Raw genomic sequence first — 25,445 nt, 5'->3', positions numbered from 1 at the left:
TTCATGTCCTTTTTTATCTCTGGAAACCCATAATCCTACACCTAAAATAAGTACTGCATAGGCTACGAAAATGAGGTAATCCCAAAATCCAAAATCTGTTGTCATAATATATTAATGTTTGTTGGTTAAATATTCAATTTTAAAATATCAGGAACAAATATTATAAAAATAAAAATCACATTTAGGTCTAATTGGTGAATAAAAGAGGACAAATGGTTTATTTTATATACTATTCGTTTAAGTTTCAAATATATTTATTAATTCATAAATTGTTTGATACTATTTCGTCTTATTTATAACTTATAATTCTCTTAATCTTTTGGCTGCAATTTCTGCAGTTATGTCTCGCTGAGGAGATCCAAACATTTCATAACCTACCATAAACTTCTTAACAGTTGCACTTCTTAATAATGGTGGATAAAAACTCATATGCCAATGCCAATGCTTATTATCTTCACCATTAGTTGGTGCTTGATGAATTCCACTTGAATACGGAAAAGAACAGTTAAACAATTTATCGTAAGCTTGGGTTAAAACCGAAATTGCCTCAGCAAACTGTTTTCCCTCTTCAACAGATAAGCAACTAATACTTTTTTGCGCTTTTTTTGGTAAAATCATTGCTTCAAAAGGCCAAACCGCCCAAAAAGGAACTAACACAACAAAAGCATCATTTTCAAAAATAATACGTTCTTTTAAACCTAATTCTTGCTGAACATAATCTTCTAAAATTGTGCTATTATTTTTTGTATAATATTCTAATTGCTTTGCATCTTTTTTAAAAACTTCATTTGGCAAAGAAGATTGACTCCAAATTTGACCATGTGGATGTGGATTGCTACACCCCATAACCGCACCTTTATTTTCAAATATTTGAACGTAATTAATCGTTTCCTCTTTTCCTAAAGTTTCATATTCTTGCTTCCAAGTATCCACTACTTTTTCAATAGCTTCAACAGACATTTCAGCTAAACTTTTGGAATGATCTGGACTAAAACATATTACTTTACAAATACCCGTTTCACTTTGAGCTTGTAACAATCCTTCATTCAAAGAAAATGTTGGAGAATCATTTTGAAGTGCTGCAAAATCGTTTGTAAACACAAAAGCACCTTTATAATCTGGATTAATTTCACCATTAATTCTAGTATTTCCTGCGCATAAATAACAACTTTCATCATGAGAAGGCCTTACCTCTTTTGAAAGTGATTCTTGCTGCCCTTGCCAAGGACGTTTTGCTCTATGTGGAGAAACTAGTACCCATTCTCCTGTTAGAATATTGTATCTTTTGTGAGAATAATCTTGTAAATCTGTATGCATATTACTTTACTATTTTATGAGTTCCTTCTGAAATATTTACAGAATAAGGTGAACATTCTTTATTAAACTTTTCTTTATATAATGGCGCTACCAATTTATAAAAAGTAGCCGCTTTTCCTTTTTTAACAATGTTTATGGTACAACCGCCAAAACCGCCTCCCATCATTCGAGCACCAATTACATTGTCATATTCTTTTGCCAATTGCACCAAAAAATCTAACTCATCGCAACTTACTTGATATTGGTTTTGCAAACCGTCATGAGATCCAAAAACTAATGCTCCTAACTTTTCAATATCATTAGCTGTCATAGCTTTTGATGCTTCTTGCGCCCTGTTATTTTCTTGAATAACAAACAATGCTTTTTGGTAATCTTCTTCTGAAATTTTATTTTTAATAGTTAATAAATCTTCTTCAGAAGCATCTCTTAGAGCTTTCATATTTAATAATGAAGCAGCATTTTCGCAAACTGCTCTTCTATTATTATAGGCACTATCAGCCAGGCTATGCTTTACATTTGTATTAATTAACAACAATTCGTAGTCTTCAAAATCAATTTCAAAAGGTGTAGCAATAGTGGTTCTACAATCTAACAACAGGGCTTTGTTTTTTTGACCAAACATACTTGCATATTGATCCATAATACCACAATTTACACCCACATAATTATGTTCTGCTTTTTGTGAGATATAAATCATTTCTTCTTTTGTTAGCCCTAAGTCAAACAAATCATTTAAACCGAAAACAATACTATTCTCTAATGCTGCTGAAGATGACATTCCTGAGCCATTTGGAATATCGCCCCCAAATACCACATTAAAATTTCCAACTTCAATTCCTTTCTTTTGAATTTCTCCCACAACTCCTAAAATGTAATTTCTCCAATTGCCATCTTTTAAAGGAGCTACATTATCTATTGAGAATTCAAATTTCTCGTTTAAATCACTTGCAATAGCAACACTCTCATTTGAATTACTTTTGCTTATGGCTGCAATTATTCCTTTATCAACAGCTGCCGGAAATACAAATCCGTCATTATAATCAGTGTGTTCTCCTATGATATTAATTCTCCCTGGTGAAAAAATTAATATTGGCTCTTCATTAAAGTTTTCTAAAAACTCTTGAGCTATTTTACTTTTTAATTCAGTATTCATTACGCTATATTTGATTTATGCTTCTACTTTTTTATAATGAACTCCTTAAAATAAAGGAATTACAATTTTCAATTTGTTGATGTTCATTATCAATAATCATTTTTGCTAATGTTTCCCCCATTTTATTAAAGTCGGTTGAAATTGTGGTGATTCCTCCTTCAATAATTTCTTTCAACAGAGTGTCATTGTATGAAATAATACCAATATCAACTCCTAATTTTAGTGGTGAACTCAATATTTTTTTCATAATTCTTATTAAATTACGATCGTCTGGAATTATATAGGTTTCTCCCTTTTTAGGCTCTCGATCTTCAAAAGAATTTACCACTTCAAAATTAAATGAGTGCTCTTTACAAAAACGCTCAAAGCCAGTTAACATTCCTAAAGGTTGTCTTTCTTGAAATAATAAAATAAGTTTATTGTATTTCTTTAAATATGTTTCTCCTTTTTTTAAATTCTTGTAAATATCCTTTTCGAAGTCTTGAAAAACTGCAGCATAATCTAAAAGTTCTGCATGCATTTGATCTAAAATATACACTTTCTCTTTTGGCAATTTATCTAAAACTAAATGCGTGTCTTTTAAATTTGCAGGCATAATTACATAAGAATTGTAATTACCAATACTGTCATAAATTAATTTACTAAATACATCATAATTAAAATGATGAAAGAAAATATCTACTTGTACATCTTCATCAATATTTTTTAAGAATGAATTGTATAAATCTTCCTTAAAGGCGTTTAACTCGTCAAAAAGCACAAATATTTTTTGCGACAACCCTAAGTTTTCACTTTTAATATAATAGCCTTTACCTGGAATTGAATGAATAATACCACGTCCTTTTAATTGATTATAAGCCATTAAAACGGTATCTCTAGAAATAGAGAATTCTTTACAAACACCATTTATTGAAGGAATCAAGTCACCCTTCTTTAACTTTCCATTTGAAATAGCATTTTCAACAGACAAAACAATTTGTTTGTACTTAGGAACACCAACGCTATCTTCAATTAAAATTAAATTCATAATTCAAATGTATGAAAAAAAACCATACTAGTACCTACTAGTTGTTGTTTTTTTATCAACACAAAAAAAAAGGTTAGCAAAAAACTAACCTTACACACGTTATTTAGCGAGTTAAATTACTTTAATTCAAAAGGATAAATAACTTTCCAATCTGTTTTCATATCAATAATAGTCCAACCATTATTATTTGCTTGATCTAAACCTTTATCTAAACGACCAATATGCGATTCTCTATCATAAGCCCATTCACGCACCTCATCAGTATGATGGACATACAGCATAAAACTTTTGTATTTATTAGAAGCTGCCCATTGCATCATTTGTAAATCTCCATCAGAATTTCCTGAAGAAAAAACAGGTTTTTTACCAATAATTTTTTGAATATTTAAAGGCTTCCCTTCTTTATCATCAATAAAATCTAATTCAGGCAAACGTTTAATTACAGGATTTCCATTGTTATAATCAAATGCTGTTTTTATGCGAGAACCTAAAATTTGTTCTTCTGGTATACCATAAATCTCCGTAACAAAAGCACGCATAAAATCTACACCACCACCCGAAACAACATAGGTTTTAAAATCGTTAGCTCTTAAATATTGTAACAATTCTAACATTGGTTGATATACCAATTCATTAAATCCAACATTTTTAGTTGGATGTTTAGCTGTTGCAATCCAGTTTTTAACATCGGCATCAAATTCATCAGTTGTAACGCCTGCATGTGTAGCCATTACCAATTGAATTAAACCATGTTCTCCTTGTTTAGCCAACTCAGCCATATCATTTTCTAAAACCGCTTTAAATGGTTGTTGTGTTTTCCATTCTGGATGTGCTGCTGCCATTTCTTTAACTCTATCTATTGCAAAAAACAATTGAAAATACGCAGGTTGCTCAGACCATAAATTTCCATCGTTATCAAAGGTTGCAATTCTTTCTGAAACAGGAATAAAATTTGGACTTTCACTATTAGTAACATCATTCACATAAGTAATAATAGATGCTTTTGATTTTCCTTCATTCCAAGATGGAAGAGGATCAGATTGATACTTTTCTGAACTTGCTGTTTGAGAATTTTCATTTTTACAAGAAACTGTTACAAAAAATGCAGTTACTACAAAAAGGATTACATACTTCTTCATTTTTTTGAATTTTATAATTAAACAAAAAAAGCTTCTCAAATATGAGAAGCCCTTTTATTAATATTTTTTTTAGTTACTTGTAGGAGTTGATAACTTCTCCATCACTTGATCTAAATTAAAACTTGCAGCTTTCATACGTGGAGGATATTCTTTAAACGTCATTAAAAACTTCCCAACTATATCTTGAGCCGGAACTAACAGAAATGCATGGTCCATTAACCAATCATAATAAGTATTTGATGTAACTGTTGCAAATTCATATGGATCTCTTCTTAAATTATAAATCATTGGCAATCTTAATGTAACAAAAGGTTCTGCCCATGTTTGTAGCGTTCCCTGAGCTCTTTGCTCCATGAAATTTATTTTCCAATCATTATATCTAAATGACATTAAATCACCATCATCAGAAAAATAAAACAATTCGATACGAGCACCTTTATCTACTTTACCCGTTAAATATGGTAAAAAGTTATATCCATCTAAATGAACTTTATACGTTTTCCCATTGATTGTTTTTCCCTTTAACAACTCATCTTTTACATTTTCATTTCCTGCTGCCGCTAAGAATGTTGGTAGCCAATCCATACCTGAAATAAGTTCATTTGAAACTGAACCAGCTTCAATTTGCCCAGGCCAACGAATCATTGATGGTGTTCTCCATCCACCTTCCCAATTGGTGTTTTTCTCTCCTCTAAATGGGTTTACACCTGCATCAGGCCACGTATTTTTGTGCGGACCATTATCTGTACCATATTGTACAATTGTATTGTCTGCTACACCTAACTCATCTAATAAATCTAATAATTCACCAACATGCATATCATGCTCTAGCATTCCATCTCCATATTCATTTTGTCCAGAAATACCTCTTAATTCTTCTTTTACATGTGTTCTAAAATGCATTCTTGTACCATTCCACCATACAAAAAATGGTTCTCCAGATTTAACAGCGGCAGTAATGAATTTTTTTGCAGCAGCAATAGACTCATCATCTATTGTTTCCATTCTCTTTTTTGTCAAAGGACCTGTATCTTCAATTTTACCATCAGCAGTTGAATGAATTACACCTCTTGGTCCATATTTTTTTCTAAAATCTGGATATTCAGCTGGATCTGGATAATCTGGTAATTCTGGTTCTTCTTCAGCATTTAAATGATATAAGTTACCATAAAACTCATCAAATCCGTGATTTGTTGGCAAGTGCTCATCTCTATCCCCTAAATGGTTTTTTCCAAACTGACCTGTTCTATAGCCTAACGGTTTTAGCAATTCAGCAATTGTAGGATCATCTGATGAAATACCTTCTTTTGCTCCTGGCATTCCAACTTTACTTAAACCTGTTCTAAGTACACTTTGCCCCATAATAAATGAAGACCTTCCTGCTGTACAACTTTGTTCTGAATAATAATCTGTAAAAATCATACCTTCTTTTGCAACTCTGTCAATGTTAGGTGTTCGGTACCCTACTAGTCCCATTGTATAAGCACTAATATTTGATTGCCCAATGTCATCTCCCCAAATAACTAATATATTTGGTTTCTTTTGCGCCAAAACTTCCATAGAATTGAACACCATAAATACTCCTATCATAGCAAAAAGATAGAAACTCTTAAATTTTGTAATTTTCATAAATCTTATTTTTTGATTATCCTTTAAAATTAGATATTAATTTTTAGAATATAGAATTAATTTACAAAAAAAGCAGCTAAATTGGGCTGCTTTTTTTATATAACTATTTAATAGTCATTAGTTTTGAGGTCTAGCACTTAATGATTGTACCACTTTATCAATTCCTAAAGAACCTCCTTGTACAGGTGGAAAATCTTTGAAAGACATCAAAAATTTGCCAACAAATTCTTGTGCAGGCACAAATAACCACATATTATCGCCATACCATCTTGTATACATTGACGATTTCCAAGAAACCTCAAATGGATCAGCTCTTAAATTAATAACTAGTGGCCAAGCTGGTGTTTTTCTATATGCTTCGTTAATAGAACCTTCCATAATTGTGAAATGTATTTTCCAATTATTGTAACGCAATGCATTTAAATTTCCTCCTGCATCAAAATAGAAAATCTCTTTTCTTGGGTGCTCAACAGTTGAGCCTTTTTTCCAAACATTCATCATATTGTACCCATCTAAATGCACCTTAAAAGTTTTATCATTTGCTTTAAAGCCCGTTAATAGCTTCTCTTTTACATCTGGAACACCTGCTGCAGCCAATAAAGTTGGCATCATATCTTCATGCGAATGAATATTGTTATTGATAGTCCCTGGCTCAATAACACCTGGCCACCTTATTACACTTGGCACACGAAATCCACCTTCCCAAGTAGATCCTTTTTCTCCTGCAAAAGGAGTGGTACCTCCATCAGGCCACGTAAATTTCTCAGCACCATTATCTGTAGAATACATAATAATTGTATTATCTATAATACCTAACTCTTCTAATTTATCTAACACAACACCTATAGCTTTATCGTGCTCTACCATTCCATCAGGATACAACCCAATACCAGTAACACCAACGCTTTCTTCTTTTAAATGCGTCCAAACATGCATACGAGTAGCACTTAACCAAACAAAAAATGGTTGACCTTTTGCATGTGCTTTTTCTATAAATGCAATTGCAGCGGCTGTAAACTCTTCATCTGCAGTTTCCATACGCTTTCTTGTTAATGGACCTGTATCTTCAACTTTTCCGTCAGAGTAAGAATGAATTACACCTCTTGGTCCAAACTTTTTATGAAATTCTGGATCTTTTGGATAATAATAAGTTTCTGGCTCTTCTTCAGCATTTAAGTGATATAAATTTCCAAAAAACTCATCAAACCCATGGTTAGTTGGTAAATGTTCATCTCTATCTCCTAAGTGATTTTTCCCAAATTGTCCTGAAGTATAACCTTGTGTTTTTAACAGCTCAGCAATGGTAGGCTGATCGTCTTGGATACCTTGTTTTGCTCCTGGCATTCCAATTGTAAGCAAACCTGTTCTAAATGGGTGTTGACCCAAAATAAAAGCAGCTCTACCTGCTGTACATGATTGTTGTGCATACCAGTCGGTAAATACAGCACCTTCTTTACCTATACGGTCAATATTTGGTGTTTGATACCCCATCATACCTTGACTGTTGATACTAATGTTGGAATAACCTACATCGTCACCCCAAATAACAAGGATGTTTGGTTTTTTTGTTTGTGCACTCATGTTAGTTAAACTGAACATAAAAAATGCACTAAGTAACATTAATGAGATATACTTTGCTTTCATTTGTTTCATACTTATTTAATTTTAATTATAGTTTTTGTTTTAGAATTTAGGAAATTTTCATTTACCATATAATAAAGAGGTTAAACAAATATAACTTTTTTGTTTAAAAAAAACAATTATACTTTAAACGTTTTATTTGTTTCGAAATTTTAACAATATTTTTTATCAAATATAAATTAATTTAGAATGAATCCAAATAAAATAATTATTACCTAATTGTTAAGGATTTACCCAATCTTTTGATTGACCACCAAAATCTTTCTTTTTTGATGTTAAATAATTAGTTCGCAGTTTTAACCAATCCTTTGCTTTAGCAGTTGGAAAATTATTTCCCTGCTGTTTATTTACCGATTCCTTTATTATTTGGAGTAATTCATTAGAACCAAACTTGGATACAAAATAGTTGAGTGTTGGCTCTTCTAGATTTAACATGCTAATCCATTTATAAAATGAATTAATTTGTACACTTGAATCTCCTGTTTTTAATGATTTTATGAATTGATCAAAATTGTATTGCTCTGAATTCAAATAAGCTATTTTCCTATTTTTTAAAAACAATAGAATTTTACCACCTATTTTAAATAATAAATAACAGATTAGTAGAAGACAACACAACGCAATTATAAATTGCCTAACAGTTAAACCTACTATTTTTCTTGGCACATCTTCAACAATTCCTTCGCCCTTAATAGGCATTGTTATTTGTAAAGAATCACGAACACTTTCTAACATTCCCAAATTAGGATTTGGCAACACCTTTATGGTAAAGCCTTTTAAAGTTCGTTTAAATAATTTTTTAGCGCGGGGGTTATACCAAGTCAATATCTTTTCAGGAACAACAACTTCTCCTTCTTTCTCAAATAAATAGCGAACTCCATCAACTCGTGTAGCGCTTATAGCTGTTTTTGTTTTATTACTTTTTACTGTTGATCGTGTTGGATATAAACTAATAGTTGAAATAGAATCCCAAATAATTGGAGGAATTAATTCAGCCACAATATTAGCCACATTCCTTGTGATTTTTCGTTCTAAAACATCGCCTACTTTTACTTCATTCTTATTTGATGACCAATTTTCAGCAACCGTCATATTAGAAGTTACCAACCAATCGTTTTTATTAAAACCTACCGGAATAGATTTTACTTTAATAACTTTAGAAGATGTTTTTACTTTTCGTTTCACTCCTTTAAATCCGCCTACATCTGGTGTTTCAACAATAAACTCAAGTTCAGGAAAAACAATATCAGTATCATCATACGGAAAAACATTAAAAAACAACTGTACACCAGCATAGGTTTTTCCTTTAATTATTTTTGAAGTACTTAATGATCTAAAATAAACTGTAAAAGCATCGTTTACTTTAATATTTCCAGGGTTTATACCTGAAGTAAACCAGGTTGAAGTATAGACCGAAACCGTTACTTGAACAGGTTCACCAACATAAACACTACTTTTAGCAATACTAACATCGCTCCATAAATGTGATTGCGCTAAAGATGAATAGCTTATAAAAAGCAATATTATAAAATGATAATATTTAAATTTAGCCCTTACCATTTATCCATGTTTTTTTCAGGTTTTATTCCTTCTTTTTTCACCTCATATAAAAACTTTCGTTTTAGAAACAGTGCCGGATCATCATCAACTTTACGCATTAAAACTTTCTGAGAATTGTTTTGTTTCCCCGACTCAAAATCGTCAGGCACCTCATCTAATTCTTTTCCTTTTCTAACATCGGTATTTACGGTTTCTTCTAAACGCTCCTTTTCCATGTCCTTTTTAGTAGCTTCTTGACCGCCACCACTTAAATCTTCCGGACTTTTATTTTGCTCATTTTTTGCAGTTGGCTTTTCTTTTGCGGCCTCTTCTGCATCTTCAACACTCGCTTCATTTTCACCTTGCATTATTTGCTGAGCTTGTTGCTGATTTTTAAGAGCTTCAGTATTCTCAGGATCCATTTCTACTGCTCTTCCAAAAGCCAATTCGGCTGCAGCATAATCTCCGTTTTTATAATAACTAATTCCTAAATTATAAGCACCCATAGCTGTGGTATCTTTCTGAAAAGCTTGTATGGCTTGCTCGTAATTTTGATCTTTATAATAAGCTACTCCTTTTCTTAAAGGATCTTTAAATGTTTCTGCCGCACCTTTATAATTTCCATTGTTTGCTAATTTTTGACCTTGATAATCTTTAGTAAACCATAAATCTTTAAACGGTTTTTCAGAACTACATGAAGAAAAACTAACCAAAATAAGTAACGAATAAATTACCCAACCTTTTCTAAACCATAATAAAACTAAAAACACTAGTGGAAAAATTAGCCAATATCCTTCATCTTGCCAATCGTTTTTTACATCTTCATTTTCTTGGTTGAACTCTAAATTGCTTCGAATAGATTTTGCCAATAATTCCATATCACTAGTATCCAACGTTAATGCATTTACATGGATATTTTCAATGGAATTTAATTTTTTTAACATTTCAGAATTTAAAGCTGAGTGTACTGTTTTACCTTTCGAATCTTTTAAAAATCCCTTACCGTAAACAGCAGGAACATCAGCTCCTTGAATCGTATTCATTGCTATAGTTTCAACAATCACATTTCCTTGAGAAACATACTTTTTAAGTAAATTAAAGGTCTCTTCGGTAAAATCATCGCTCACCAAAATTAACTTTGCTGTTGCCGTTGTAATAGCAGTAATAGTATCTATAACTTTTAGAGCTGCCTTTAAATTTGTTCCATAAAAAGGCATCATTTTAGGCGAAAGACCGTCTAAATGTGTGGTTAAAATTTTATAATCTCTTGTTAAAGGAACAATGGTATGAGCAGATCCAGAAAAACCTACCAAAGCAATACGTGCTCTTGGGTTTTCAGCCAACAAATCCTTCATTTTAAATTTCGCTCGCTCTAACCTGTTTGGTTGAATATCCGTAGCCATCATACTTTGCGACAAGTCTAAAGCTATAACCACAGGAGTTTCTAATTTTTTATCTGGAATTTCAGCCATTTTCCAAGTTGGCCCTGCAACTCCAAGTGTAGCAATTGAAACTGCGACAATTAACATAAATTGCATCCATTTTTTTAAGGATTCACTTCCCTTCTTAATCACATAAGGTTGCAAGTGAGGTGCAATTACTTTTTTCCATTTTACTTCTTCATTAAAACTTATAAATAGAAAAATTAAAATGAATGCTAATGGCGCAAAAAGCCATAAAAACTCAGGTCTTAAAAAGTGGAAATTCTCCCAATCAATATTTTTAAAGCTATCAACCATTGGAATTTTTATTTTTTAATTGTTTCAACACTTTAAATAAACTCAACACCAACGATTGTAAAATGATTAAAAATAAAGCCAAACCTAAGGGATAAAAATAGAGCAATGTTTTTGGTTTAAATTCTTCTTCTTCAAACTCTATAGGTTCTAGTTTATTTAATTCTTCATAAATCTCATTCAAACGTTCAGAATCAATGGCTCTAAAATACTGTGCATCTGTTAATTCTGAAATTTGCTCCAGCGTTCTTTCATCTAAATCTGAACCACCACTATTTGGATCTCCAATTCCAATTGTATATACTAAAATAGAATCTTTCTTAGCCAAATCAGCTGCATCTAACGGCAAAATATCGGTTCCGGCATCAATTCCATCAGTTAACAACAACATTACTTTGGTTTTAATGGTGTCTTGATCAAACATTTCAATTCCCTTCACAATGGCTTTTCCAATGTTTGTCATTTGTCCTGCCATTCCAACATCAGCGCCTTCCAACATTTCATCAACAGTTTTTAAATCGGGTGTAAATGGCGCTTGAATATAAGCACTTGACCCAAAAAAAATCAAGCCCATTCTGTCACCTTCTCGTTTATCTATAAAATCGTGCACTACACTTTTTACTCCATCCCAACGCCTTACTTTTTGACCATTATTTACCCAATCTTTTTGCGCCATACTAAAAGAAATATCAGCAACAATTAAAAAATTACGCGAGGTTTTCACTTTTAACTCAGGTTCTGCAACCAATTGTGGAGATGAAATAGCACCTAATAATAAGACCCAAATTATAAATAAAAATACAACTTTAAAAAAACCTTTTCTTTTAATTAAAGCTGAATTACGAAGTTTTTCACCAGTATACTCTTCAACTTTTTTAAAATTAGGAATAGCCAATGATGCACTTTTTAAACGCAATGGAGGTAGCAACCAATACACTAATATTGGCAAAGGCAACAACCAAAATACCCAAAGGTGCGCTATTTCAAAATTTTCAGGCATGAGACTGTATCCAGTTTTTTGTTAATTGAATAATTGTTTTAAAATCTACTTCAGTTACATCTTCATTTTCATAAATCGCATTCGAAAAAACAACTGAATAATTACTGAATTTTGTGTTTTTAGAAGTCGATTCCAAAAATAACAACCAATCTTCACCATACATATTTGCAACTTTTTCTCGTCCAAATGTGGTGATTGCCACTTGTTTCAATAAAATATTTAACTGATTTATTTTAAGGTGATTTTTAGAATTTTCACTTTGAATAGCTTTCAATTTTTTAAGAGCGTTTCTTCTATACAAATTCTTTTTGTACGATTTATAATACTTTAACGCTATGATTAAAATTGAAATAAAAACTAGAATTCCTAACACCAACCAACCTTTAGTTTCAAAAGTAAACAATACAGGATCAGGCTCTAAAATTGGCCCAATATTATTGATAACTTTTTCTTGTTGAAGACAAACTAACAAAGAAATAAAAAAGAGTTTTATGTTCATTTTTTACGTCCTTTTAAAGTTTCTTTTAACTGCTCTTCAACATTGGTAACCGTATCCGTTAAAATAATAGGAATTCGGTGTTTTTTCATTTGCGCAGAAAACTCAGCAAAATCTTGATCAAACCCTTTTTCAAAATTAGCTGTTATTTGTTTATTCCTTCCATCAATTACCAATTGCTTTTCTCCGTCTCCAGCTATTAAGGAAGTTGATGGAATAGTTCGTTCCATTAGATCGTATACTTTAGACAAAATCACATCATTATGTTGTGAAATTTGTATGATACTTTTAACCACTTCAGGCGAATATCTATGAAAATCACCTATAATAATAACTAGAAAATCATGGGTAACAATATTTCTAATTTTAGCAAATACTTCTTTTAAAGATGCTTGAAAATCTAATGGAATTGAAGTTGCTAGTTCTCGATTTCTTGTTACAATTTTCTCTAAAAATCTTACTATATTTTTACGATCTCTTTTTGGAAACACAATGTCTATACCGTCATCAGCAAAAACAACACCTCCAACTCTATCTCCTTCTTTTAAAATTCGAAATGCAGCCAACGCAGCCAATTCTGCTGCTACTACCGATTTCATTTTTTTTTGAGAACCAAAAAACATAGACTTAGATTGATCTACAACAATCAAAGCAGGTTTTTCTTTTTCTTCACTAAATACTTTGGTATGTGTTTTTTGAGTGCGTGCGGTTACTTTCCAATCAATATTCCGAATATCATCACCAGCTACATAATTTCTAACCTCTTCAAAATCTAATCCACGCCCCCGTAATTTAGATGCATGTTTTCCTCCTAAAATACTTCGTACTTTTTGCTTTTTAGCTAAAAAACTAAAACCTGAGGCAATATGTTCCATTCGCAACAAATCTTGAAGTGAAACAAATATATCAGCTGGATATTTTGAATTATTTTTCATAGAAAGAAGAGCTTAACCTACAACAGCTACAAACTTTAACACTTCATTAATTACATCATTTGCTGTAATTCCTTCAGCATTGGCTTCATAGCTTAAAATTAAACGGTGACGTAAACAATCGTGCACAACAGCTCGAATATTATCGGGTGTCACTGTACTTTTACCTTCCATCCAAGCATGTGTTCTTGCAGCTCTATCAATAGCTATTGTTCCTCTCGGGCTTGCTCCAAAGTCTATCCAACTTGCTAATTCTTCGTTGTATTTTTCAGGAGTTCTAGTTGCTGAAATTAAATCAACAATATAACGCTCCATACTTTCTGAAATTTTTACTTGAGAAATTTCTTCTCTAGCATCAAAAATAACTTGTGGTGATAATTTCTCTGTTACTAATGGTTCACTCTTTTTTTGCTCTGCTCTATTCAAACGCATAATTGCTAACTCTGAATTATTATCAGGATAATCAATAGTTACATGCATTAAAAATCGATCCATTTGTGCTTCAGGTAACGGATAAGTTCCTTCTTGCTCTACAGGATTTTGCGTAGCCATTACCATAAATAAAGGCTCCATTTTATAAGTTTTACCTGCAACCGAAACTTGACGCTCTTCCATTGCTTCTAAAAGTGCCGATTGCACTTTGGCTGGTGAACGGTTAATTTCATCGGCTAAAATAAGGTTGTTGAAAATGGGGCCCTTCTGAAAAATAAATTTCTCTTCGGTTTCTGGTTGGTAAATTTCTGTACCTGTAATATCTGAAGGCAATAAATCTGGTGTAAATTGAATACGACTTAATCCACAGTTTAGTTCTTTTGACAAAGCTTTTATTGCACGAGTTTTAGCCAAACCTGGCAAGCCTTCTAACAGCACATTTCCGTTTGCTAATAAAACTAATATTAACTGATCAATTAATTTTTGTTGCCCAATTATTGATTTGGACATATTCTTTTTTAAAACTTGTATACTTTCAAATGCATTCATAGCTGTTGTTTTAATTTAAATACGTAAAAATAAAAAAACGCACTACCAAAAATAACAGATTTCCTTTTAAAAAAAGCTTAAATGCTAAAAAATCAGATAAGAAACGAAATAACGAGTCGTTATTCTTTTAAATATTCTTCAAAAGTTCCTTCATAAAATCGAGGAAAAATTTCAATACCCGACTTATCAAGCCTAGGTTCTTCTTCCCAAACAACATTTAACCCAACTTGTTCATTCATTTTATAAGTATCGTACCTAAAAACATAGCCGCCATAAATATATTTTGATTTTAAGTTTTTAAAAAAACTTAAAAACTCACGAACCATATAATACAAGTTCGTATTACAGTCAACAGAAATTTCGTAATTATAAAAAACTTGAGGTTCCTGTGTATGGTTTGAAACAACATCGTTTTCTGTTAATTCATCTTCTCTTAATTCTTTGTTTTTCATTTTAAGAAAAGTAGATTGTTTAATAGGTAAAACTATACTATGTCCTGAATAATAACCCGAGTCATCGGTAATTATTAAATTTAATTCTGGAAGTAATTTAATACCTTTTTCAATGGCTTTTAAAATACTATTGGGCACTTCCTTTTGAAATTCGAAATATTTAACCAAGTATTTTTTATCAAAACTAAAATCAATTGTACGAATATTTTTATTTTTTGAAGCCAACTCTCTTTTAAACCAAAGTGCATCTGGTGTTTCATTTGATATTTCTGATAATGAATATTTTCGAATTCTAAAATCGTAGAAAGTAGGTATTACAACGGCTGCATTTAAATTTCTAACCAATTGGTAAGGCAGTAATGTTTTTACCACTATTTCTTCTTCCTTCTCACTTTTCACTAAAGTTTGACCTCTCTCCCATCTTTGAATTGTACGCGTATCTACTTTTAACAAATCTGCAAAATCTGTTTGAGATAAATTATTAAACGCCCTGTAATCAATTAAAAGTTCACCAATAGATTCGTATCTCTTCATAAAATAGTATTTAACCTGAATCTTGTAAAAATAGGTAAAAAAACAGAATCTGACATACCGTGTCGTTCCCTAAACTAGCCTTTTAACATAATTTTACCGAATATAAACATCGTAAACAAATTTCAAATGATACATCAAGTAATTTCTAGCATTAAATTATTGTCAACTTTAAAAATTAATAAAGAACAAAATAAAATTCTTGCGGCAAATAAAATTGAGCACTTATTAAATCAAATAGATTTTGACTCAGAAGTTCTGCCAATTGACGATTCTGAAGAATTGATTCAACTACTCTCTTCTTTAAACAATGAAGCATTAACCGAAAAAGAAGTTGAAATGATTCAAGAGATTTCAGTAACAAAAATGAACCTGTTTTAAAACATTCATAATTATGAAAGCAAACCAATCTATAGCATATAACTTTTCTTTTAAAAAAGGTGATGAAGTTATTTACGGAGGTGATATGAATGCTACCGTTATTGAAGAATTTGAAAACGGACTAGTTAGAATAGCACTTGCTAATTTTGGTGAAATATCCGTTTTAAAAAAAACGTTGGAATTCAAAAAATAAAAGTGATTACAGCATACAACTCCCCATAATATTTTAAACTAAATTAAAATTAGTTTAATTCTTTTTCTTTTTTACCGTTGGTAAATTACAAAAATAGCCAACGGTAAAATTATTTGATTTCTACGTTATTAGAATCTAAAATTCAGATTATTTAGTAACTTCGCAGCGAGAAATTTACCCTTGTGAAAAAAACAAACGAAAACTCTACCAACATCAATAAATTCATCAGTAGTACTGGTATTTGTTCACGTAGAGAAGCTGAGAAATTTATACTTGACGGAAAAGTTACGATTAACGGGAAACCTGCACAGTTAGGTAACCGTATTTTTGAGGGCGATATTGTTAAGGTAAATGGACAATCGCTAAAAGCAAAACCAAAAACACTATACATAGCTTACAATAAACCTGTTGGAATTGTTTGCACAACAGATTCAAAAGAGCGAAATAATATTGTAAATGCTATTGGGCATCCTGAACGTTTATTTCCTATTGGAAGGTTAGACAAACCTTCGCAAGGTTTAATTTTTTTAACCAACGACGGTGATATTGTAAATAAAATTCTAAGAGCTGGTAACAATCACGAAAAAGAATATGTAGTAACGGTTGACAAACCAATTACGCCTGAATTTATTCAAAAAATGAGTAATGGTATTCCTATTTTAGGAACCACTACTAAAAAATGTTTGGTTGAAATGGTGAATAAAACCACTTTCAAAATAATATTAACGCAAGGTTTAAATAGGCAAATTAGAAGAATGTGTGAGTATTTAAACTATGAAGTTACCAAGCTTAAACGCACCCGAATTATGAACGTTCATTTAGAACGGTTGGCTGAAGGTGCCTGGCGTGAATTGACTGATGATGAAATGTCCTTAATAAATGAAATGACGGCTGCTTCATCTAAAACAGAAGAAGCTTCTAAAAATGTTCAAAAAAAAACACCTCCAAAAAAGAAGTTTATTCCTAAAAACACTGACAAACGTTTTCAACCTAAAAGAAAAAAAAGACGTTAAGCAATTTAAATACAAATGCTTTTTACCCTTAAACTTTTGACTTTTAAACTTTCAACATTAAAAGTTATATAACTATCTTTGCCGACTATGCAATTTGAATTAAAATCTAAAGACGCTCAAAGTAAAGCAAGAGCTGGTGTAATTACTACCGATCACGGTACTATTGAAACACCTATATTTATGCCTGTAGGCACAGTAGGTACTGTAAAAGGTGTGCACCAAACCGAATTAAAAGACGAAATAAATCCTGATATAATTTTAGGAAATACCTACCACTTATACTTACGTCCTCAAACAAAAATTTTAGAGCAAGCTGGTGGTTTGCATAAATTTATGAATTGGGATCGGAATATATTAACGGATAGTGGTGGTTATCAAGTTTATTCGCTATCTGGCAGAAGAAAAATTAAAGAAGAAGGCGTAAAATTTAAAAGTCATATTGATGGCTCTTACCATACTTTTACTCCAGAAAATGTGATGGAAATTCAGCGTTCTATAGGAGCTGATATTATTATGGCTTTTGATGAATGTACGCCATACCCTTGCGATTACAACTACGCAAAACGTTCTATGCATATGACACATCGTTGGTTAACGCGTTGTATCAATCATTTAGAAAAAGTACCTTTTAAATACGATTATAGCCAAACGTTTTTCCCTATTGTTCAAGGAAGTACTTATAAAGATTTAAGAAAACAATCGGCCGAATATATTGCATCTGTTGGTGCTGAAGGAAATGCTATTGGTGGGCTTTCAGTAGGAGAACCTGCAGAAGAAATGTATGAAATGACTGAAGTTGTTACCGCCATTCTTCCTGAAGATAAACCACGATATTTAATGGGGGTTGGTACTCCTATTAATATTTTAGAAAATATTGCCTTAGGTATTGATATGTTTGACTGTGTAATGCCAACTCGTAATGCACGAAACGGTATGCTTTTTACAGCCCACGGAACCATAAACATTAAAAACAAAAAATGGGAGAACGATTTTTCAGCTATTGATGAAATGGGAACTACGTTTGTAGATACCATGTATTCAAAAGCCTATTTACGTCATTTATTTGCTTCCAAAGAATTGTTAGGAAAACAAATTGCTTCTATTCATAATTTAGGCTTTTATTTATGGTTGACTAGAGAAGCAAGAAAACATATATTAGCCGGAGATTTTACCGAATGGAAAAACCGAATGGTAAAACAAATGGATAAACGATTGTAATACTTAATTCTCGTAAAAAAATAATTAAACTTGAGAATATTAGACAAATACATATTAAAAAAATACCTCAGTTCATTTATATTAGTATTAGTACTATTAATACCTATTGCTATTGCCATTGATGTTGCTGAAAAAGTAGACAAATTTTTACGTCATGCTAATTTATCAGTAGGAGAAATCATTAGAGATTACTATGTAAACTTTGTTGTTATTTATGGCAATACTTTTATGCCTTTAGCACTGTTTATAGCTGTTATATTTTTCACCTCAAAACTGGCTGGAAATACTGAAATTATTGCAATTCATTCTGCTAAAATTTCATTTACACGTTTTTTAAAACCATACTTTATTGGAGCTACAATTGTTACGGTTTTTGCCTTAACTATGAATCATTTTGTAGTACCTAAAAGTAATGAAATATTCGATAAATTTAATTTGACTTACATAAAAAGCAAGAAATTAAATACCAATTTTATTTCAAACATTAATTTACAATTAGGTCCGAACGATTATATTTTTATTAAAAATTATACTGTTGACAGAAATATTGGTTATAATTTTTCTTATGAAATTTTTGAAGAGAATAAACTAACTCAAAAATTAATGGCCGATAACATTCGGTGGATTGAAAAAGACAGCACGTATACTTTAATCAATTATAGAAAAAGATTTATCTTAAAAGATCGTGATAGTATTGTACATGGAAACAAATTAGATACTGTTTTTAATTTTGAACCAAAAGATTTAGTTAACATCGATTACATGGCAAAAGAAATGAATTCGATTGAATTAAATAGGTACATTAATCAATCAAAAGAACGTGGTGTTAGCAACCTAAATAGTTATTTGGTTGAACTTCATAAAAGAACAAGTTTACCTATATCATCTTATATTTTAACCTTTTTAGCCGTTTCATTAGCATCTAGAAAAAAACGAGGAGGAATGGGGGTAAATTTAGCAATTGGAATTACATTAATGTTTGTTTATGTTTTTTTATTAAAAATTGCTGAAGTTTTAGGTGCAGGAGCCGATACTAATTCATTTGTTGTAGTATGGTTGCCTAATATTTTCTTTGGTGCTTTAGCCTTATATTTATATTTAAAAAATGCCAAAAACTAATTTAAAAAATTACTTACATCTTCATTTATTGGTTTTTATTTGGGGGTTTACAGCTATTTTAGGCGCATTAATTAATATTGATGCAATCCCACTAGTTTGGTATCGTATGCTAATAGCAACAGTTATTGTTTTTATTTACTTTATTGTTCGTAAAAAACCATTAAAAGTTAACCCAAAAGCATTGCTTAAATTTTTTATTGGAGGCGTACTTATTGCACTGCATTGGATTTTCTTTTTCTCAGCCATAAAAGTTTCAAACATTTCAGTAGCTTTAGTTTCAATGAGCACGGGTGCTTTATTTACATCGCTCATAGAACCTTTCTTTTTTAAACGGAAATTAATTCCATTAGAACTCATTTTCGGATTAATTGTAGTTGGTGGTTTATATCTAATTTTTAACGTAGAAAGCCAATACACTTTAGGAATTGTTTATGCATTAATTGCTGCTTTTTTATCAGCTTTATTCACCGTTTTAAATGGCTTATATATTCAAAAACACAATGCTGATGTAATTTCATTTTATCAACTATTTTTTGGCGTTGCATTTATAACCATTTATATTTTATTTACTACAGGTTTTACAACTGAAAGTTTTAGTTTAACCAATTCAGATATGTTATACCTATTTATTTTAAGTAGTATTTGTACTGCCTATGCATTTATTGTTTCAGTTCAAATAATGAAACACCTTACCCCATATACGGTTATGCTAACTATTAATTTAGAACCTGTATATGCAATTATACTTGCCTTACTAATTTTTGGCGATAAAGAAAAAATGAGCACACCTTTTTATTTCGGTGCACTTATCATATTAATAACTGTAATTACAAATGGAATACTGAAAAATAAAAAAAAGGCATAAATTAGAGCCTTGATTTTTAGAAGTTATTATATTTGTAGCTACAATCAAAAGTAAAGACATGGAATATTTAGATTTTGAATTACCAATTAAAGATTTAGAAGAACAACTTACTAAATGCGCACTTATTGGTAAAGAAAGTGATGTAGATGTAACTGAAAGTTGCAAAAACATTGAAAAAAAATTGCTAAAAACCAAAAACGATATTTACAAAAACTTAACAGCTTGGCAACGTGTACAACTGTCTAGACACCCAAACAGACCATACACATTAGATCATATAAACTCATTTTGTGGTGAAACTTTTATGGAGTTACATGGAGATAGAACTGTGAAAGACGATAAAGCTATGGTTGGTGGTTTAGGTAAAATTGGAGACCAATCTTTTATGTTTATTGGCCAACAAAAAGGATATAATACCAAAACCAGACAATACAGAAATTTTGGAATGTCTAATCCTGAAGGCTACCGAAAAGCATTGCGTTTAATGAAAATGGCTGAAAAGTTTGGAATTCCTGTAGTTACTTTATTAGACACACCTGGAGCATACCCTGGTTTAGAAGCTGAAGAACGTGGTCAAGGTGAAGCTATTGCAAGAAATATTTTTGAAATGACTCGCTTAAAAACACCTATTATTACTATTGTTATTGGTGAAGGTGCTTCTGGTGGAGCTGTTGGAATTGGAGTTGGAGATAGAGTATATATGATGGAAAACACTTGGTATACTGTTATTTCTCCTGAATCTTGTTCTTCTATTTTATGGAGAAGTTGGGAACATAAAGAAGAAGCTGCCGAAGCGTTAAAATTAACTGCTGAGGATATGAAAAAATTAAATATTATTGACGGTATTATTAAAGAGCCGCTAGGTGGTGCTCACTATGATAGAGAGAACGCCTTTAAAGAAGTTGAAAAAACTATTTTAGCAGCTTATGATGAACTGAAAGACTTAACTCCAAAAATGCTTGTTAAAAAGCGAATGGAAAAATACCTGAAAATGGGTGAATTTAAAGGCTAAAAAATAATAAAAAACCTCTCATTTTTGAGAGGTTTTTTTTATTATTTTTATGCTATGTACATACTTTCTCCTTCACAATTTGCACTAGCCGACAAAGCTACCATAAATAACACAAAAATCACATCATTAGAATTAATGGAGCATGCTGCAACACTTTGTTTTGAGTGGTTGCACTCGCGGCTTCAAGGTCAAAACATAAAAATTCATGTGTTTTGCGGAATTGGAAATAATGGAGGTGATGGACTAGTAATAGCTCGGCATTTATTTCAACATGGATACAATGTAAATTGTTATGTTGTAAACTTTAGCGACAAACGTAGCCCTGAGTTTTTAACAAATTACAATCGTTTAAAAGAAATAGCTGAATGGCCTAAAATTATAAATGATGAGGGTGATTTTCCAGAGGTAGATTTTGAAGATATTGTAATAGATGCCATTTTTGGAATTGGTCTCAATCGAAAACCATCAGGATTCACAAAAAAACTAATACAATACATCAATAACACTAAAGTTTTTACATTGGCTATTGACTTCCCTTCGGGAATGTTTGGAGATAAATCTGTAACAGACAAATCATCGGTATTACGAGCAGGCCACACTTTAACTTTTCAAACTCCAAAACTTGCTTTCCTTCTACCTGAAAACAATGAGTTTCTAAATACTTGGGAAGTGCTAGATATAGGTTTAGACACCAATTTTATTGAGAGCCTATTACCAACTACTCATTATATCACAAAAAACGATGTAATACCAATGTACCAATCTAGAAACAAATGGTCTCACAAAGGAATGTTCGGACATTCGCTAATAATTGGAGGCAGTTTTGGGAAAATTGGAGCAGTAACTTTAGCAACAAAAGCTGCCTTAAAAATTGGTAGCGGATTGGTTTCTGCATATTTACCTAAATGCGGTTATCAAATTCTACAAATTTCAGTACCAGAAGCAATGGTTGAAGTTGATTCTGAAAAACTATTGACGTACTATAATTTTAAAACAAAACCAACTGTTATAGGAATAGGCCCTGGAATGGGAACTACAGATAAAACTGCTGTTGGATTTGAAGCTTTTTTAAAAGAAAATAAAACGCAATTAGTGATTGATGCTGATGCTTTAAACTTACTTTCAAAAAACGAATCATTACTACAATATTTACCAAATAAATCAGTATTAACACCACATCCTAAAGAATTACAACGTCTATTAGGAGTTTGGAAAAATGACTATGAAAAATTAGAAAAAGCTATTTCTTTTTCAACAAAGTACAATGTCATTTTAGTTATAAAAGGTGCACATACAACAGTAATTGATGAACAGCAATTATACATAAATTCAACAGGAAATCCTGCCTTGGCAACTGGCGGAAGTGGAGATGTTTTAACGGGTATAATTACAGGCTTAATAGCTCAAGGCTACCAACCTTTACATGCCGCAATTTTTGGAGTATACTTACACGGTAAAACTGCAGATTTGGCACTTCAAAAAACAAGCTACGAAACATTTACAGCAACTACTATTCTAGATTATTTAGCTGAAGCCATTTTAGATTTATTTCATCAAGAAGAAATAGCTGACAGTGAAGCGTAACTTAACTTTATTGAACCTGAAAAAGGCTGAAATTTACTAATTTCAGCCTTTTTTATTCTTAATTTTTGAATTGGTTAAATTCCTAATTCTGTAAAAAAACTTTTAATATTAGGATCTGATGGTCTCAACGTATTTGAATCAACAATATTTCCTTTTGGATCAATTAATAGAAATCTTGGAATACTATTTATGTCATAAGCTTGAATAAAATCAGAACTAAAATCTTTATCTGCAAATAATTGTACACCACCTAATTGTTGTTCTTCAACCATTTTTAACCAACTATCATGACTCCCTCTTCTACCATCAACATTATCAACAGAAATACTTACAAACGTAATATTTTTTCCGTGGTATTCCTTTTCTAAAAGTTTTAAAGATGGAATCTCGCGTTTACAAGGTCCGCACCAGGTTGCCCAAACATCAATATATACATATTTTCCTTTTAAATCATTCAATGAAGTTGTTCCACCAGCAAAATTTTCATAATCTGTAAAAACAGGCGATGGTTTCCCTTTTGCTAATTTCACTAAACTTGCATGGTTTTGCTCATAATTACTTTCAACATAAGCAAAAAGTTGCTTATCACTTTGTGCTACCATTGCAGCAACTGTTGAATCTACTTTTGAAACATCAATAGTTGATTTATTAAATTCTGCTTTAGCCGCAACTAATCTTAAATCGTAATCAGATTTTTCTAATTTAAAATAAGATTTAGGATCTCCATAATCACTCATAAAGAAAGCAGCCTTTTCCTTAAGGTAGTTGTTCGTTTCTGCTCCAGTTCCAGAGAATAGAACTGAATTATCAGCTTCAACAAATTCTAGACTTAAATCGTATCCATTTTTTAAAAAAAGAGAAGATCTGCTGTTTCCAGCAATTAAACCATACATACCTTCAGGAGCTTTTAATGTATCAGAAAACGTTCCATCTTCATTTACCGAAATAGTTTTAGAATACCCTTTTCCTTGTATTATTATTGAAGAAACACCCTCATTTACATTTCCCTTTAAGGCCGAAAACTCTTTCTCTTGTGACGTACAAGAAGCCATTACTATAATTACTAAAACCCAAATAATATTTTTCATTTATCTTTTATATTTTTAACTCATTAAATAATTCAATTAATTTTTCACTTGATGGTCTTGGAGCATTTGCATTTACAATATTCCCCTTTGAATCAATCAAAATAAACCTAGGAATACCTTTTATTAAATAATCCTGAACAAATTGAGATTCCCAATCTTTGTCGGCAAATAATTGAACTCCTTTCAACTCCATATCCTCAACCATTTTTTTCCAGGTTTCGTGATCTTTTTGTTTATCAACCGAGATACTTACAAATTCAATATTTTTACCATGATACTTTTTCTCTACTTCTTTTAATGAAGGGATTTCACGTTTACAAGGTCCGCACCAAGTTGCCCAAACATCTACATAAACATATTTTCCTTTAAAATCGTCTAATGAAGTTGTTGAACCATTAAAGTTCTCATAGTTCTCAAATTTAGGAGAAGGTTGCCCTTTAGCAACAGTTTTAAGCTTGTTATAACTTTTTGTTATTTCGGCCTTATATTCTTCATTGGTTGAATTGTCCATATAGAACTTATAATATGCTTCTAAATTATTCGTATACGTAATTCCGTACTTTGCATCATTATATAACAACTTGTTTTTTATTGTTGCGTTTGTGGCTTTACTAAGAGCCATTAAAGATGCTAAACCCTCTGAAATTGAATCTTGCTCAATCAATTTAACAGCTTCATCACTATAATTACTAGTTACAATGTCTTGATAACTTTTTGAATATAAAAAATCCTCTTCATTATTAAAATCTGTAACTTTTTCAACATCTTTTAAAAAATCTTCAGAAACCTTAAATCCTTCTTTTTGTGCATAATGAGCGTGATAAACTTCATAAATATTTAGTTGATGAATGTATTCATAATTAATATTACGTAATTCTTTAGCTTTAAACGCTTCTGAAATACCTTTCGAGTTTTCTAAAATTGCTGTAGTTGTATTCTTAACTTCTAAACGAATAGCTTTGTATTCAGCTTCTTCTTTTTTAAAAATTCCTGATCCACTTCCAATAATTTCCTTCACCTTATTGTTTTTCACCAATAGGTAATTTGAAATTTCGGAACCTTTACCTGAAATAGCAATAGAGCTATCCATGTTTTTTGTATCAAAATCAACTGTTAATACATTTCCATTTTCAATAAAAATTTCAACACCGTTTTTACCTTGTAACAACCAATAAATATTTGGTTGCACTCTTAAAGTGTCTAAAAATGTCCCATCTTCATTTACATTTATTACTTGTTTAAAGTACCTATCTGTACTTATTATCATTAAATCTTCATTAGATGTATTGGTGATCTTTCCCGAAATAATAGCATAATCTACAGGTACTTCATTTTTACATGAAACTACTGAAATTAATACTATAAGGATCCATATTTTTTTCATTATAAGTTGGAGTTT

Annotated in this window: 23 protein-coding genes; 8 read left to right on the top strand and 15 right to left on the bottom strand. The window is 31.3% G+C overall.

Annotated elements, in window-relative coordinates; all coding sequences use genetic code 11:
- Positions 1-300: 300 nt before the first annotated feature.
- The 13 genes from CHB67_RS12960 to CHB67_RS12900 form a co-directional block, all read right to left on the bottom strand.
- Positions 301-1,317 (bottom strand): UDP-glucose--hexose-1-phosphate uridylyltransferase, encoded by a 1,017-nt coding sequence (locus tag CHB67_RS12960; RefSeq protein ID WP_089382209.1) that lies wholly within the window; start codon positions 1,315-1,317, stop codon positions 301-303.
- A gap of 1 nt (position 1,318) precedes the next feature.
- A complete protein-coding gene (gene galK / locus CHB67_RS12955; protein WP_089382208.1) occupies positions 1,319-2,470 on the bottom strand; it encodes a galactokinase in 1,152 nt (383 codons plus the stop codon).
- A gap of 31 nt (positions 2,471-2,501) precedes the next feature.
- Positions 2,502-3,497 carry a GntR family transcriptional regulator gene (locus CHB67_RS12950; RefSeq protein ID WP_089382207.1) on the bottom strand — a complete coding sequence of 332 codons (996 nt, stop codon included), beginning with the start codon at positions 3,495-3,497 and terminating at the stop codon, positions 2,502-2,504.
- 116 nt (positions 3,498-3,613) lie between these two features.
- Entirely contained in the window at positions 3,614-4,636 is a 1,023-nt protein-coding gene (locus CHB67_RS12945) for an HAD family hydrolase (RefSeq protein WP_089382206.1), read from the bottom strand.
- Positions 4,637-4,705: 69 nt separating this feature from the next.
- Entirely contained in the window at positions 4,706-6,265 is a 1,560-nt protein-coding gene (locus CHB67_RS12940) for an arylsulfatase (protein ID WP_089382205.1), read from the bottom strand.
- Between the two features lie 117 nt (positions 6,266-6,382).
- Positions 6,383-7,918: an arylsulfatase gene (locus tag CHB67_RS12935; protein ID WP_089382204.1), complete on the bottom strand. Its 1,536-nt coding sequence runs from the start codon at positions 7,916-7,918 to the stop codon at positions 6,383-6,385.
- A 210-nt stretch (positions 7,919-8,128) separates the two neighbouring features.
- On the bottom strand, positions 8,129-9,466 hold the full coding sequence (locus tag CHB67_RS12930; protein WP_089382203.1) for a BatD family protein: 1,338 nt from the start codon (positions 9,464-9,466) through the stop codon (positions 8,129-8,131).
- Entirely contained in the window at positions 9,460-11,184 is a 1,725-nt protein-coding gene (locus tag CHB67_RS12925; RefSeq protein WP_089382202.1) for a VWA domain-containing protein, read from the bottom strand. Before CHB67_RS12925 ends, CHB67_RS12930 begins: the two co-directional genes overlap by 7 nt.
- Positions 11,177-12,181 (bottom strand): VWA domain-containing protein, encoded by a 1,005-nt coding sequence (locus CHB67_RS12920; protein ID WP_089382201.1) that lies wholly within the window; start codon positions 12,179-12,181, stop codon positions 11,177-11,179. The genes CHB67_RS12925 and CHB67_RS12920 overlap by 8 nt, the downstream gene beginning before the upstream one ends.
- A complete protein-coding gene (locus CHB67_RS12915) occupies positions 12,174-12,680 on the bottom strand; it encodes a DUF4381 domain-containing protein (protein ID WP_089382200.1) in 507 nt (168 codons plus the stop codon). Before CHB67_RS12915 ends, CHB67_RS12920 begins: the two co-directional genes overlap by 8 nt.
- Positions 12,677-13,612, bottom strand: coding sequence for a DUF58 domain-containing protein (locus CHB67_RS12910; protein WP_089382199.1), 936 nt, complete (start codon positions 13,610-13,612; stop codon positions 12,677-12,679). Before CHB67_RS12910 ends, CHB67_RS12915 begins: the two co-directional genes overlap by 4 nt.
- Positions 13,613-13,624: 12 nt before the next feature.
- Positions 13,625-14,590 carry an AAA family ATPase gene (locus tag CHB67_RS12905; RefSeq protein WP_089382198.1) on the bottom strand — a complete coding sequence of 322 codons (966 nt, stop codon included), beginning with the start codon at positions 14,588-14,590 and terminating at the stop codon, positions 13,625-13,627.
- Between the two features lie 119 nt (positions 14,591-14,709).
- Entirely contained in the window at positions 14,710-15,576 is an 867-nt protein-coding gene (locus tag CHB67_RS12900) for a helix-turn-helix domain-containing protein (protein ID WP_089382197.1), read from the bottom strand.
- Between the two features lie 126 nt (positions 15,577-15,702).
- Between CHB67_RS12900 and CHB67_RS12895 the strand changes: the two genes are divergently transcribed.
- From CHB67_RS12895 to CHB67_RS12860, 8 genes are all read left to right on the top strand, one after another.
- The gene (locus tag CHB67_RS12895; RefSeq protein ID WP_089382196.1) at positions 15,703-15,954 is read left to right on the top strand and encodes a hypothetical protein; all 252 of its coding nucleotides are present in this window, start codon (positions 15,703-15,705) and stop codon (positions 15,952-15,954) included.
- Between the two features lie 13 nt (positions 15,955-15,967).
- Positions 15,968-16,147, top strand: a complete 180-nt coding sequence (locus tag CHB67_RS12890; RefSeq protein ID WP_089382195.1) for a hypothetical protein — start codon at positions 15,968-15,970, stop codon at positions 16,145-16,147.
- Between the two features lie 182 nt (positions 16,148-16,329).
- Positions 16,330-17,160, top strand: coding sequence for a 23S rRNA pseudouridine(2604) synthase RluF (gene rluF, locus CHB67_RS12885; RefSeq protein ID WP_089382194.1), 831 nt, complete (start codon positions 16,330-16,332; stop codon positions 17,158-17,160).
- A gap of 87 nt (positions 17,161-17,247) precedes the next feature.
- Positions 17,248-18,378: a tRNA guanosine(34) transglycosylase Tgt gene (gene tgt / locus CHB67_RS12880; protein WP_089382193.1), complete on the top strand. Its 1,131-nt coding sequence runs from the start codon at positions 17,248-17,250 to the stop codon at positions 18,376-18,378.
- A 30-nt stretch (positions 18,379-18,408) separates the two neighbouring features.
- Positions 18,409-19,497, top strand: a complete 1,089-nt coding sequence (locus CHB67_RS12875) for an LptF/LptG family permease (RefSeq protein WP_089382192.1) — start codon at positions 18,409-18,411, stop codon at positions 19,495-19,497.
- The gene (locus tag CHB67_RS12870) at positions 19,484-20,362 is read left to right on the top strand and encodes a DMT family transporter (protein ID WP_089382191.1); all 879 of its coding nucleotides are present in this window, start codon (positions 19,484-19,486) and stop codon (positions 20,360-20,362) included. The genes CHB67_RS12875 and CHB67_RS12870 overlap by 14 nt, the downstream gene beginning before the upstream one ends.
- A 58-nt stretch (positions 20,363-20,420) precedes the next feature.
- Complete coding sequence (locus CHB67_RS12865) at positions 20,421-21,374, top strand: acetyl-CoA carboxylase carboxyltransferase subunit alpha (protein WP_089382190.1); 954 nt, start codon at positions 20,421-20,423, stop codon at positions 21,372-21,374.
- A gap of 24 nt (positions 21,375-21,398) precedes the next feature.
- Positions 21,399-22,958, top strand: coding sequence for an NAD(P)H-hydrate dehydratase (locus tag CHB67_RS12860; protein WP_317045700.1), 1,560 nt, complete (start codon positions 21,399-21,401; stop codon positions 22,956-22,958).
- Between the two features lie 74 nt (positions 22,959-23,032).
- On the opposite strand, the gene CHB67_RS12855 is transcribed toward CHB67_RS12860, so the two are convergent.
- Complete coding sequence (locus CHB67_RS12855; RefSeq protein ID WP_089382188.1) at positions 23,033-24,046, bottom strand: TlpA family protein disulfide reductase; 1,014 nt, start codon at positions 24,044-24,046, stop codon at positions 23,033-23,035.
- Positions 24,047-24,053: 7 nt separating this feature from the next.
- A complete protein-coding gene (locus CHB67_RS12850; protein ID WP_089382187.1) occupies positions 24,054-25,430 on the bottom strand; it encodes a TlpA family protein disulfide reductase in 1,377 nt (458 codons plus the stop codon).
- Between the last annotated feature and the right edge of the window lie 15 nt (positions 25,431-25,445).

This window comes from Lutibacter agarilyticus, assembly GCF_900188235.1.
Classification (GTDB): Bacteria; Bacteroidota; Bacteroidia; order Flavobacteriales; family Flavobacteriaceae; genus Lutibacter; species Lutibacter agarilyticus.
Note: the sequence above shows the minus strand (reverse complement) of the source record. Positions and strands in the feature narration are given on the sequence as shown.